16 protein-coding genes are annotated in these 12,717 nt (G+C 48.7%); 14 read left to right on the forward strand and 2 right to left on the reverse strand.

Translation table 11 applies throughout. The features are described from left to right. The first annotated feature begins 1 nt into the window (after position 1). The 14 genes from QUE34_RS08935 to QUE34_RS09000 all read left to right on the forward strand — a co-directional run bounded on the left by QUE34_RS08935 (position 2) and on the right by QUE34_RS09000 (position 11,370). Complete coding sequence (locus QUE34_RS08935; RefSeq protein ID WP_001272372.1) at positions 2–1,030, forward strand: hypothetical protein; 1,029 nt, start codon at positions 2–4, stop codon at positions 1,028–1,030. 57 nt (positions 1,031–1,087) lie between these two features. Beyond that, entirely contained in the window at positions 1,088–1,558 is a 471-nt protein-coding gene (locus tag QUE34_RS08940) for a hypothetical protein (RefSeq protein ID WP_000780863.1), read from the forward strand. After that, a complete protein-coding gene (locus QUE34_RS08945) occupies positions 1,558–1,998 on the forward strand; it encodes a hypothetical protein (RefSeq protein WP_000175376.1) in 441 nt (146 codons plus the stop codon). Before QUE34_RS08940 ends, QUE34_RS08945 begins: the two co-directional genes overlap by 1 nt. Beyond that, complete coding sequence (locus QUE34_RS08950) at positions 1,995–2,435, forward strand: hypothetical protein (protein WP_042966457.1); 441 nt, start codon at positions 1,995–1,997, stop codon at positions 2,433–2,435. The genes QUE34_RS08945 and QUE34_RS08950 overlap by 4 nt, the downstream gene beginning before the upstream one ends. Beyond that, the gene (locus QUE34_RS08955) at positions 2,422–3,366 is read left to right on the forward strand and encodes a hypothetical protein (protein WP_042966456.1); all 945 of its coding nucleotides are present in this window, start codon (positions 2,422–2,424) and stop codon (positions 3,364–3,366) included. Before QUE34_RS08950 ends, QUE34_RS08955 begins: the two co-directional genes overlap by 14 nt. Then, positions 3,366–4,703 carry a hypothetical protein gene (locus QUE34_RS08960; RefSeq protein ID WP_042966454.1) on the forward strand — a complete coding sequence of 446 codons (1,338 nt, stop codon included), beginning with the start codon at positions 3,366–3,368 and terminating at the stop codon, positions 4,701–4,703. Before QUE34_RS08955 ends, QUE34_RS08960 begins: the two co-directional genes overlap by 1 nt. A gap of 23 nt (positions 4,704–4,726) precedes the next feature. Next, the gene (locus tag QUE34_RS08965) at positions 4,727–5,158 is read left to right on the forward strand and encodes a hypothetical protein (RefSeq protein WP_042966452.1); all 432 of its coding nucleotides are present in this window, start codon (positions 4,727–4,729) and stop codon (positions 5,156–5,158) included. Further along, positions 5,155–5,772, forward strand: a complete 618-nt coding sequence (locus QUE34_RS08970) for a hypothetical protein (protein ID WP_042966449.1) — start codon at positions 5,155–5,157, stop codon at positions 5,770–5,772. The genes QUE34_RS08965 and QUE34_RS08970 overlap by 4 nt, the downstream gene beginning before the upstream one ends. A 64-nt stretch (positions 5,773–5,836) precedes the next feature. Further along, positions 5,837–7,915 (forward strand): transglycosylase SLT domain-containing protein, encoded by a 2,079-nt coding sequence (locus QUE34_RS08975; RefSeq protein WP_286338949.1) that lies wholly within the window; start codon positions 5,837–5,839, stop codon positions 7,913–7,915. A gap of 3 nt (positions 7,916–7,918) precedes the next feature. Then, on the forward strand, positions 7,919–8,587 hold the full coding sequence (locus QUE34_RS08980) for a hypothetical protein (protein ID WP_000056324.1): 669 nt from the start codon (positions 7,919–7,921) through the stop codon (positions 8,585–8,587). Continuing rightward, a complete protein-coding gene (locus QUE34_RS08985) occupies positions 8,584–8,850 on the forward strand; it encodes a hypothetical protein (RefSeq protein WP_000209261.1) in 267 nt (88 codons plus the stop codon). The genes QUE34_RS08980 and QUE34_RS08985 overlap by 4 nt, the downstream gene beginning before the upstream one ends. Beyond that, complete coding sequence (locus QUE34_RS08990; protein WP_047085281.1) at positions 8,850–9,857, forward strand: hypothetical protein; 1,008 nt, start codon at positions 8,850–8,852, stop codon at positions 9,855–9,857. The genes QUE34_RS08985 and QUE34_RS08990 overlap by 1 nt, the downstream gene beginning before the upstream one ends. Continuing rightward, positions 9,857–10,570, forward strand: coding sequence for a phage baseplate protein (locus tag QUE34_RS08995; protein ID WP_042966856.1), 714 nt, complete (start codon positions 9,857–9,859; stop codon positions 10,568–10,570). Before QUE34_RS08990 ends, QUE34_RS08995 begins: the two co-directional genes overlap by 1 nt. Before the next feature lie 452 nt (positions 10,571–11,022). Further along, entirely contained in the window at positions 11,023–11,370 is a 348-nt protein-coding gene (locus QUE34_RS09000; RefSeq protein WP_001261328.1) for a hypothetical protein, read from the forward strand. On the opposite strand, the gene QUE34_RS09005 is transcribed toward QUE34_RS09000, so the two are convergent. Both QUE34_RS09005 and QUE34_RS09010 read right to left on the reverse strand, forming a co-directional pair. Next, complete coding sequence (locus tag QUE34_RS09005) at positions 11,346–11,903, reverse strand: phage antirepressor Ant (RefSeq protein WP_000203816.1); 558 nt, start codon at positions 11,901–11,903, stop codon at positions 11,346–11,348. The two genes, QUE34_RS09000 and QUE34_RS09005, sit on opposite strands and share 25 nt — an antisense overlap. Before the next feature lie 264 nt (positions 11,904–12,167). Continuing rightward, positions 12,168–12,707, reverse strand: coding sequence for a hypothetical protein (locus QUE34_RS09010; RefSeq protein ID WP_000733801.1), 540 nt, complete (start codon positions 12,705–12,707; stop codon positions 12,168–12,170). Between the last annotated feature and the right edge of the window lie 10 nt (positions 12,708–12,717).

Raw genomic sequence — 12,717 nt, forward strand, 5'->3', positions numbered from 1 at the left:
AATGAGCGCATTTACTCCTGCGACTACTATTGTGTCGCCGTCAATGGTGCTGCCGGAAATGATCGTGCAACAGAGCATGGCTTCCGGGGCGTTTGAAGTCCTGGCTGGTGGTGCTCCAGCGGTAAAAATCAGTTCCAGTGATTTGATGGTCTATCAGAAATATCTGCGCATGACCTCGCAGGCGCAGGTCAGCCAGTCTCTGCCGGGTCAGTTACCGTCTTCCAGTATCTCTGGCGGCTATGACGGAATGATGACTTACCGAATTTCTTCCCGCTCGCAATACAGCTATCTCGATACTGATGCAGCAGATCGCTGGGGCTATTCTCTGATTGAAGGCCTGCGCCTGGCTAACCGTCAGGGACACGCTCAAATGTTGCGTAATATGCTGCTGTATGGCGTGAATGCAGCTAATAACGAGGGGATCACCAACTCCCCGAACGCAGTGACGCTGAATCTGGGCAACGACAGCAAAGGGAATGATTCATATACCACCTGGGATTCCGGTGAGATGGCTAAATTTATGCTTGGCCTGATTGCTGACCAGAAAACCCGCATGTTGCTGCTGGGGCAGCCATTAACGACTGTTATTCTGAGCCCACAGCGATTCATGAAGGCGCTGGAGTGGACAGGAATTGTTGAGCTGACCAGTTACCAGCGTCCTGGTGGTGGTACCGGAACGGTGGGAACGGTGGTTAAAGACGTCGCCGATAAGGCAACAGGCGATGACATCATTTTCTGCCAGGACGACACGCTGATCGGTAAGGGAGCTGGTGGTAATGACCTGATCATCGTTACGAACCCGACGATTGAGGTGCCGGAAGCGCGTCACGCCATTAACACCAATATTTTCTCCACGCTGGTACCGAACCAACAGGCCGTCAACGTGATGTTCTGCGACATGGCAGCGCCGACGGAAATCCCGTCCCCTATGCCGGATGGCGGCCTGACCACGTTGTATACCATGCGCGCGACGCCGGGCTGGAACTTCCGCCCTGAGGGGATCACCCTGTTGTCTGCCAAATACGCATAAACGTTCAATCTGATAATGCGGGGAGCATTTAGCTCCCCTTTTTTGTGGGAAAAATTTATGAAGCTCTACATCGCTAACTGCTCACGTCAGCCGCACACGTTCAACTACAAACTCCCCGAAAAAACGCAGTCGTTCGGTGTGACAATTCCGTCCGGACGTCAGCATATGATCGAAAATCAGTCCGATATTATCGATCACATCATCCGGCAGCATGAACCTTACGGGTTCCAGCGTTGTGACAAAGTGGACAAGAATTTTTCCGGTATCTGCTATTCCATTGATAAACCTGTGAGCGTTGGCCGCATTGAAGATTGCGCGGAGCAGAAAACGGAAAATCTGGAATCCATGTCAGAGGAAATTCTCGCGGCCAGCGCCGTATCGCTGAATAACGCAGTGGATCAGGCGGTGATTCAGAGTGGTGAAAAACCTCAACCGGGCGGTATTGAGATGGAAATCACTGGAGAAGCGATCAACACCGAACAGGAAAATCCGCCCAGCACAAAGCGAAATATTAAGGTTAAAAAATAATGACCCTGCGTCCGTCACTGGAGGGATTTATTCGCTTTGTTCGTGACGATATGAAAGTACCGGTTCATGCTATTGCTGACGATGATCCGACGCTGGAATGTTGCTTTCAGTCTGCGATGGAGCTAATCCCTCACGATCAGGGGCTGGAGCGTTTACCCATCATCTATGTGCGAACGGTTTATAACGCTGCCGCCTCATTCCTCCTGAATTTCGCCCCAGGATCGTGGTTTGCCGACCTGAGAAAAAAACTCAACCTTGGGAAGCTGGCTACCGGGCTTGTCAGCGCGGCAGCAGACCAGGGAACATCGGGCTCAATCACTATCAGCGACGCGCTGAGCAATCTGTCTTTGCTGGATTTGCAGATGTTGCAGGATCCGTATGGACGACAGGTTGTTGCGGTGCTGATGCAGATGGGCACGGTATGGGGTTACACGCCATGAAACTTTGTTTTGGGGTTATCGACCAGCCGTATGACTACGGCGACGAACCGGGAAAAACCACGTTTGACGTGGCCTGTGACCTCGAGGAGCGATACGAAATTTTTACGCATTTCTGGGAAATGCATAAGGACGAGATTATCCAGGAGGCAGGGGAGATGGTTGCGTTCCAGCTCATTCGCCATCTCAAAAATAAAGTGCCGTTGCCACCTGTGCAGGTTATGGGCGATACCCGCGGGATTTTTCACCGTTTTCTGGAAGCCGAGGAAATGTCCGGGATGACGATTAACGGAAACCCTGTGCCAACTCAGGCCGCGCTACTGGGCGTTAACTCCAGGCTTAAGGACAAATATACCGGAGAGCGGCGTCCGTCATTCATAGACGGCGGCCTGTTTAAGGGCAGCTTTATAGCGTGGATAGATAATAATGCCGAGTCTTGAGGAATTAGCCGAACAGCACAGTTCGCAGCTCTCGTCCGTTCTTAAATCCGCAGTTGAAACCATCTCGTCAGACCAGGAAATCACGTTCAGGCTCTATGTCCGGCAGGTTCTGCCGCTGGATGGCTTTGTCTATTGGGTTAATGCGGAAATCATCAGTTGCGATGAACTGTGTCGCCTGAATATTGAGTCACCAACTCGTCTGAAAATCAAAGGCAGCCTGCATCGTCAGGTTATTGCGATTCAGGACGAGTCTGTCTCGAAGGATGTGAACAACATTATTTTCACGCCTGTTCAGCAGGTTGATGATTTTAATGTGGAAAATCCCGATGCGATCTATCTCGGTGAGTACGGAGGCGTCCAGTTCGCTTTTTCACGAATGGAGAGCCGTTATCAGCAGTCGGGTATTTTTCATTATCGCGGCATGGCGATTTTGCCAACCATGCGTTCCCAGATTATCGACTGCGAGGAGGATATCAGCGACGAGCAGATCATCTCCAACAGCATCCCGATCTGGCTGCAAATGAAAGATGCCGCGACCGTGTATCCGTCTTACCTGGTACCCCAGAACCTTCGTCCTCCGTATATCGCGGTGGATGTTCGCAACAGTATTCCGTTGCAGGTGGCTCCCGTTGTTTTCGGCGGTGAGCGGTTTCAGCTCGTCCAGGATTCGGTTCGCCTGACGCTTTACGGATTCAGCAACAAAATGGCGCTGGATCTTGTCGACTCGGTGGTGAACAGGGCGCTGGAGGAGGAAAAGTTTGGTGTAACCAATATTCCGGTGGTTCAGGACGCAAAGTCGGGACAGGTTGAAATCAACGCTCTGGCGAAGAAAAAGATTGTCGATTTTGACGTGAATTACTACCAGAGCACCGCCCGGAAAATATCCCGGCAGTTGATTGAAAAAGTTATTTGTAAATATGAGGTTAAATAATGGGGTTTAATATCGTCACGGTGAATGTGTCCCAGACCATCGGGGCCATTCCCTCGAATTTGCAGCAGATGTCTGCGGTTCTCTCGTTTGGCTCCACGACTCATGAGCCGGGAAAGCCTGTATTACTCACCCGTAATCAGGATATTAACGATCTGGTAAGAAATCCGATTGCTGCGTTGTCGGCGGCTGCCGCAGGAAAATCTGCGGCAAACGTCACCGTTACGATGACGCTTCCGGAAGGGAGCAACATCCGACGCGAAAACAGTTCTGAGGTGAAAATTGTTGTTTCCGGGTGTTCGCCCGACGCGTGGAATGGCGAATATACTGCTACCGTCACGGATGAAAAAACACTGACCTGGACGATTGCTGATTCTCAGCTTTCCGGTTCGCCAGTGACACTGGGGCAGTTTTCCATTGTTGGCAGTGAAAATCTGGTGACGGCAGTAAACACGTTTTTTGCCCAGGGAAATTCAGTGGGGATTTACCTGCTGGAGCTGGGAGTACAGAAAGGCGGAGTCAGTAAGGAAATCGCTGCACTGAAAGCTTATATGGAAGATCCGCTCCTGCGTTTTTATGCGTATCTGGTGCCGCAGCCGTGGGATGGTGACGCAGAGTTTATCAGTCTGGCAAAACTCCACACCGCCAACGAAGCGATGCAGTATTTTTTCGTGCTGACGAAAACGCCGGACGACACGAATTACGTTTCGCCTTATGCCGGTATTAAGTCGGTTATTGCAACGGCGGATGATACGTACCCGGCGACAAACGCGGCAGCAGCCGTAATGTGGAACTATGTTTCCGCATCACCTTCAGAAATCAACAAGGTGCCGCCGATGGCATTTCGCTATCTACAGGCGGTAAACGCCCACAAGGGCAAAAATTCAATTCTGGTCACGATGACAAAGCAGAATATTAACTACGTCGACACGGGGGCTGAGGGGGGAATTTCCAACACGATTCTGGTGAAAGGCGTTACCAGTGACGGTAACGATATGACGTACTGGTATTCCGTGGACTGGGTGCAGATTAACGTCGATATGCAGCTCGCCAACACGGTGATCAACGGTAGCAATAACCCAATTAACCCGCTTTACTACAACCAGGACGGGATCGACCGTCTACAGCAGGTCGCACAGGCGGTGTTCAATACGGGCGTATCTTACGGCCTGGTCAACGGTCAGCCTGTCGTCGATGCAGTGCCTTTCCGCCAGTATATCAACACTAATCCGAATGATTACGGTATCGGGCGTTATGCGGGCCTTTCGGCCTCCTATACGCCGATGCGCGGATTTGTCGAAATCATTTTTAACATCAATGTGACAATGCAGCTTTCGTGAGGGACTGAACCGTGCCTAATCCAATGATCCCCGTTGGCACCCTTAACCGGGTTCGCGCCAGCGTTAAATTCACCTCTCATTCCGAACTGAATGTGTCCGCCTCATTTCTGGCAAAAGAAGGCGTCGAATTGTCCTTTCAGGGCAATATCACGGAGTTTTTACCCGCTATGACGGGAGCCGTGCAGTCGCCGCAGCCATACATGATTTTACAGGCGCGTGTTCATCTGCTGCGTAGCCAGGCGCTGGGAAAACAATTCAAGGCTCAATGGGAAAAAAACGCCACGATCGGCGACGCAAAAGTGTATAGCGACAGCACGGTATTCGGTGACTTCGATATCTATAACACGGCGATCACCAACGTGCAGGATATGACCTTCGCCGGGGGCGAGCCGGGTGTGGTCATCACCATTACCGGTACCTATTACATCAACTCTGAAATGTGGGATCTGGTATGAAAATTGCGCGAAATTTAAACCTGATTATTCCTGTCCGGACAGAAAAGGGTAATGGCTGGATTCATGCCACGCCGATCAGCAAAGAGGTGTTTAAAGAGCATTTCTTCATTCTGAGTAAAACTTTTTCTGCCATTTTTTCAGAAGGTCTTGGCGTCGTTGCCGGGCCGCGCGTTGCTTTTCTGATGCTGGAGCGGATCTCGCGTGATTCCGGTATCTGGGACGATGATAAGGGAGTTCGTAATACGCTGGTGAACGAAATAATTCGCCTGGCAAACCTTGTTTATCCGGTGGAGGGCAAAGGTTACGACACAATCCCTCTTGATATGGCGCTGGAGCGTGAAATCGTTGAGCTGGATGATGTTGCGGGTGAACTCGTTTTTTTTACATGCGTCTCGTCGATAAATTCACCGGAGCAGGCGAAGGGGACTATGGATGTGGTCAATGGAATATGGAGCACTCAATGCTCGTCATTGAATCTTACGGAATGGATCGCTTCATTGCCGACATTGAAATCAGCCGCCAGTTCTGGCGCGACGGCGAACACGTCATCAGCGACATCCTCGACTACTCAGCCGGAGCCGGATTCAGAGACATCTGTGCAGATTCCGGTCTGAATGTAAAAACAGCAGCTCAGTTTCGTGAGCTGCTCAAATTCAAAAATCCCGCAGGAGTATTGTGATGGCTGGTAACCAGATGCCAGTTCTGACGCTGGATGTTAATGAAGAACACCTCAGGCGGCTTGAGGCGATATTTGAAAAGTATCGCAACGGACTGATGATTGGCCCTGCCGGTACGCCGCTTAAAATACCTTCAAATACAGGTCCGGGAGGTGGCTCCTGGCAGACAAGCACAGGCGGAGAAGCCAATCAGGCTCCCAGGAAACCATCTTCACCTGCTCCCACCGATGGACGTTTAAGGGATGAAAAAGGGCGCTTTGTCGGTAGCGGAAAAACACCTGATTCGCTGGTGAGCAACTATAAAGGTCGCGGCGAAACGATGTTTGATAAGTATCTCAGTAGTCTGGGTAAAAACGCCAAACAGACGCTGAAAACTTACAAGCAGATCAATTATACGCTACGGACGACCACTTCGAGATTAAACAACCTGTTTAAAACCACCGTATCGTGGGGGACAAAACTTGCGGTTATGGGCGTTGCCGGGCCGTTTGGCTTTGGCATGATGGCTCGTAATGTTGTAGAGAAACAGAAAAATGCTGATGAATTGCAGGCAACGCCAGGAGAGTTAAAGGCGGCAGAAAGCACTTATTCGCCTTATTTTTCCGGTGTTGGTAATTTGCTCAATACACTGGCAGCCGCGCAGAATGACACTCAGCATCCTGCCTACAACGGGCTAATTGGGTTAGGGATAAATCCTAAAAAAGGGGCAACAGAAAATCTCCCTGTGTTGTTAGAAAGAGTTGCTGCTCTTGCAAAGGAGTATGAGGGAACAGGATTAACTCAAGGGATGTTAAACGGGAGGGGGCTGGGTTGGGTTAACTTTGGCTTTGCTAACCAGTTAGTCAAATATCAGGACAAAATACCTGAACTCAATAGAGAGTTTTTATTGCGGGCTTCTCAGAATGACTCGTTGCTCACATCTGGACATACACGTCAGTATCAGAATCTTACCAGTAACTTAGAAAATAACTGGGATCGGCTTACCAGTGGATTTCAGGGGGCGCTGGCCGGGAATGCATATCCCTTAATCAGAATTTCTAATGGCACCACGAATGCTGCCCTGAATTTCATGAACGGTGAGAACTTTAAAAGGATTCTGACAGATGTAGAAACGGGGCTGGATAAACTTGGTAAGTACGTTAATGGCCCGGATTTTAATAACGACCTGAATAACTTTGCCGGAAATGTTGCAAAGGTCACTAAGGCTCTTGGCGGATTTGTTGGTTTTGCGGCGGAGCATCCCTGGCTTTTTGGGGCAGCGGTTATTGCCGGAGGAAGCGGGGCTTTCACTGGAGTGGCGAGTGCGGTTGTAACTGCGATGATGAGGCATCCGTTGATCTCTGCGGCAATGGCTTATGGTGCTTATGCGTATAAAGATCACGAGAATATCATTGCTTCGGCAAATTCATCATGGGACTACACCAAGAGAAATGTTGGTGATGCGCTTCGCTGGATAGGTATTGATACCGATCTGGGGCGCAAAAATACCGTTCAGGGAACGCCTGAAATCGCTATGGACATTCCGGGAGTAGCGACAGTAAACGGGTTGCAGGATTACGTAAGAAAGATAAACCGGGAATCATTATTACCTGAGAATATGATGGCGGCAATTGCCGAAAAAGAATCAGGATGGAATCCAAATGCAATCAGCAAAGCTGGTGCGAAAGGTTTATTTCAATTTATTCCAGAAACAGCAAAAGCTTATGGATTAGAGGGAAATGACGTTTTTGACCCAGTTAAGTCAACGCATGCCGCTGCCAGATATCTTACTGATAGCATGAAGCGTTATGGTGGTGATATAGCAAAAGTTCTGGCCCAGTATAATGGAGGCAATGTTGCTGTAGGGAAAGATAATACCCTGAGGCTCAAAAGTGAAACAGTGGACTATCTCCTTAAGCTCATGGCACAGATACCAGCTATGAGAGAGCAGAGGCCGATGCTTGAAGGTAAATTACGAAATGCTCAGCAGGTACTTGCCAGCAATCCAGGCGGGAGAGCCCTTATTCAGCTTGAGGTTCTTCAAAAACCAGGTTCGGATATTTCGGCTCAACTGGCTGGGATGCAACAAATTCCGGGGTAAACCATGTCACTTAATTACTTTGGACAAGCTTTCAAACTGGCGTTTGAAGTATCGCCCATTCTTTTAGTTGATGGCATAGCGTCGAAAATTCCTGGCGGGGTGATGCCGATTGCTGTTCTGACCGAAGGACTAAGCATCGCGAACGGTCTGCTGCATGGAGAGATTCGTACACGCTCGATGGCAGCATTCACGCCAATGGCGGGGACAACGTTAGTCCAGCAGGATATCTGCAACCTGAATTTCTATAACCAGGTAACGGCAGCGAATGCGACCGTCAGGAAGCCTAACCGGGTAGTCATGCAGATGATCCGCCCGGCATCTACGGAGGACGGTGGCTACACCACGAAGGGAATGACGTTCACGGCGCTGAAAATGGCGCTTGATATGCATAACCAGTATGGCGGTTGCTACACCGTTCTGACTCCCTCGTTTATCTACACGCGCTGCCTGATGCGGTCGTTTATCGATACATCCGGTTTCTCTGAGCAGAACAAGCAAGTGCAGCACACCTGGCAGATTGAGTTTGAGCAACCATTGTCGTCTGTCGAACAAACAGTAAAGACGCTGGCGAGCGTTCTGGATAAATTTGATAAAGGGATGCCGTCAGACGGGCCGCTATCGTGGTCAGGTATTAAGAACCAGGTCGTGCAGGAGTTTGGTATTGGCTTATGACAACGTTAATTCCTTTCAAACCGGACGGGCGAGGTCCGTTTCAGTTCACGGCCAGAATCGGAGAATATGAAACATTCGCCCGCGTTCCGTTTAATCTGTATGCAAATCGTTACTACCTGGAACTGAAAGACAGTTCTGGCGACGTGATTGTGTACATGCCGTTGATCGCGTCACCTGACAATTACGACATCAATCTGGCGCTGCCTTGTTCACCGGGGAAACTTGTTTTTCGCGAAAGTACGAATCAGTTTGAGGTTTCGTAATGCGTTATTATCGATTAGAAATTATTAACCCTAAAACTGGAAAGCCACCTGTATGTCGGAATGGAAAGCCCATTGGACCTTTTGATACCAGTGAAACACTAGGATGTGGGTTGCATGTCGAATTTGACTTTGAAGTAACCGCTCTGGATATAGTCAGAGCGGGAACGATGTTGACGATCTACGGACTGCCAATCGACATGCTGGAGCAAAGCGTGAATTTGCAGGGATGTTTAGTTCGTATGAAGGCCGGATTTGTTAAGGGATTACCTTTGGCAAATCCACTGCAACAGGGGGAAGTAATTTATGGCGAAATTTATTTTGCCTACGCCAACTGGATAGGCACAAACCAGACATTAAATCTGGTAATAAACCCCACCATACGTAAAACCGATGATGGAAAACCTTTCATCTTAGAATTTGATGGTAGAACAGGTGAGAAACTGGGAGATGTTATATCCCGTGCTTTAAAAAAGGCATTTCCGAATAAATTGATCGATTGTACCGTCAGTGACAGTCTCGTTTTGCCTGAGCCGTGGAAGGGAACCTACGAAGATATTGGCTCGTTAGCGATGGTCCTTCGTAGTGCTTCGATTGCCATGATTCGCAGCGAAAAATACTGTGGTGTTGGTATTAGCATTCTTTCCGACAGGGTACGGGTTTACGACAACGCATCAGCTGACTGGGGAAAACCGAAGAAAATTGAGCTTTATGAACTTGTCGGTCAGCCTACCTGGATAGCCCCTTTTACCGTCAGTTTTAAATGCCCGTTGCGGGGAGATATTCGATGCGGCGATGTGATCGAACTCCCGGAGGGGCTATATTCAGGCGCAGCGTCGATTGTGATGGCTAATACAACGGCACCCAGCGTTATCGCAAAAAATTCGACCACGTTTACCGGGAAATTTCTTGTGAAATCAGTCAGACACATTGGTTCGTATCTGACAGCCGATGGCGATGCCTGGGTGACGGTATTTGAGGCATATGCTGAGAACTGGGCGAGGGTGTAATGTCAAACGCTCAAAAATTACCGTTTCTCCGAACGCTGTCGGAGATGATGACCAGTTCTGGCAACCAGCAAGCCGAGCTTAAAGGCCGTGAATTGCCCTGCCATGTTGTCGATGTCAGTGGGCAGATAGTGACCGTTCAGTTTGATATGTTGCCAGAGGGGATCAACTTTCCGCAGATAACAATCCCTGTCGCCACATTCCCGTATATTCGTTACCCGATACAGCCGGGCGATCGAGGAGTAACAATTGCCGCTGATGTATCCCTGCGCGGTGTGTCCGGATTGGGAACCGGTATGGCGACGCTCTCTTACTCGATGTCGCTCACTCCACTGTTTTTCGTGCCTCTGGCAAACAAGGACTGGTCCGACGAAGATCCGCAAAAAATCGTTTTGTACGGTCCGGATGGCGCGATCCTCAAAACAGAGGACGGCAGTAGCTCGGTAACGGTGGCACCGGAAGAAATCAGGCAAAAGTCGAAAGCTGTTTACCTTGAGGCCGAAGATATTTTCCTGAACGGGAAAATTCACCTCAACGGTCCAATCGTCCAGGACAAAGCCCAGATGAAGGATACAACCGCTTCGCTGATTGGTCCTCTTAAGGTCGAGAAAGATGCAGTTATCAACGGCGTGAGCGCCAGCAGCCACAGTCACGATGTGACTGGTGTTCAAAGCGGTGGCAGTACGATCACGTCGAAGAAACCAAATCCGGGTTAATACCGGTTCATTTCACTTTAAATACTACCCATAAAACGAAACCCCGACTGTTGGCCCAGTCGGGGTTTTCTGTTTCTGACCTTGAATAAGGCAAGGGATAATTACGTATGTTTGGAGGTCTTCCGTGATTAATTTTAGCGGAGGAGACTGGATTGTGGAAGCTCTAAAATTGCTCGAAAGAAGTCCGGTTCTGAGAAGAATGTTTTATGCAGTTCTTATAGTTATCGGAGGGTTTGCTGTTGCTAAATCTCTTCCGGGAATCGCAGAGATCATAAAGGTTCTAAATGGATAGCGAACTGATTCTTAAGTCTGAGACAACCCCACAAGGGGCTGATAAGGCTGCGAGAATAATCGCAGTATGTCGGGGTATTCGGCATATTCTGACTCCAGTAGCGTGGATCATTTGTACCGCTCTGGTTACCGGTACCCTAATTTACTTGAAAGGTTGACGCATGAGAACATGGGGCCGCGTCACCGACGCGAACGGCAACAAAAAATGGGTTGCCGTAGAATCTGACGCCAACGGCGATTTTTCTTACGGCTGGCTGACGACGCTCATTCAGACGTTAAAGCTGGGGTTGGGGGAGTCGCCGTTTTACGCGAACTACGGTATTCCCGCGCAGCAGTGCATCGTGCAGCAAATTTACCCGGACTACTATGTGAACATGGTTCAGCAACAGTTTGCCGGGTATTTTGCATCGCTGGCAATTTCAAAGGTAGATGGGGCAGAGAACCCCACCTATAACATCGATGTTGTGTTTTTTAATGGGACCAGTTACCGGACGCAGGTTCCGGTTTGAGGCAAGTTTTCGGGCATCAGTTGGGCCAGTGGCGTGTTAAGAAGTTCATCGCGTGGCATGACAATCCATCCACTTTTGCGTAGTAAGTGAATTGCCCATTCTGTGGTTATAACTGAGCCTGATTTGTGGTGCTCAATGTGGGTAACAGAACCGTTTCTGACGCGCATGATGATGTCAACATTCAGAGGGGATTGTGTGCTGGTGGTATCTTCGCGCAGCTTCTTCTCGCATTCGATAAAGTATCGGCGGATTTGGCGGCCTTTTTCGTTGCGCTCGACCATTGCCAGCTCTTTGGCAGTGTCTAGGGTGAGGTGGTAGTCCTTTTTCCCTCGTCCGTGACCTATTTCCCGTTTTTGGGAAATAGCTATGTAGTCCTGATTTTCTATGAATTCATACTCGCCGATTCGCTCGGTGATCCAAGTAGCAAAGCGTTTACCTACTTCGAGAAAGGTGTGCAGATCGCGAGCGTTGCAGAGAAGGGTAGTTTCGTTTGAAACAATGCCGTTGAATACGGGAATTAATTGGCTGGTCATAGAAACCTCGTGAAATTTTTTCGAAATTGTGGTGCCAGGAGGTTCGAAACGGCTTCACGAAACCGCGGACTTATTTCCCTTTCGGGTGTTGTATTCGTCGCCCTCCCGACATTGATCGGGGATGTGACCGCACATTGTGCCATCACTGAATTGTAGGCATAAAAAATCCAACACTGACGGGGTTGGTCTAGGCCGCGTGAAAGAGGTTTCGACGCCTCATTCGCCCAATCATACTCAATTGGGCGCGGTTGTAAAGTCCAACAACTACTTATTTTCAGCTACACATTTTTCAAAATTTTTTATCGAGTCATTGAAAACTGAATTCATTATCTCATAAGTTTTATGATCTATCTTTTTGTCTAGATAATCTTTATTGTTTTTCTTTATTTTCTCCTTGGTATCTGTAATGGCTTTTTTACAAATTTGATAATTTATTTGCTGATCGTTTAAACCGCCCCCATTGACAATTAAAGAAATGGCCGTATTCATGTCTTGTATATTGTAGGAATAATGTAATGTGTCATGGGTTGGATGGCTGGGATTATCATAATAAACATTACCGAATTTCATTAACATTATTCCCGATTTCCCATAAACAGAATCAGATAAGTATGCGGCATTCATATTTCCGGCAGTAAAATTATCAGTATGGCATATAAAACGCCGACCATATTGAAGCTGTAATTTATGCATGGCATCGTTGCAGGCAGCTCTTATTAGACGGGTATGATAATTGTCTTCTTCTTGAGCGCATACTGAAAATGAAAGAGTGGATGCAATTAGCAATGAAATTAATTTCTTCATAACTTATCCT

It is taken from the genome of Escherichia sp. KS167_9B (assembly GCF_030295215.1).
Taxonomy (GTDB): Bacteria; Pseudomonadota; Gammaproteobacteria; order Enterobacterales; family Enterobacteriaceae; genus Escherichia; species Escherichia coli_F.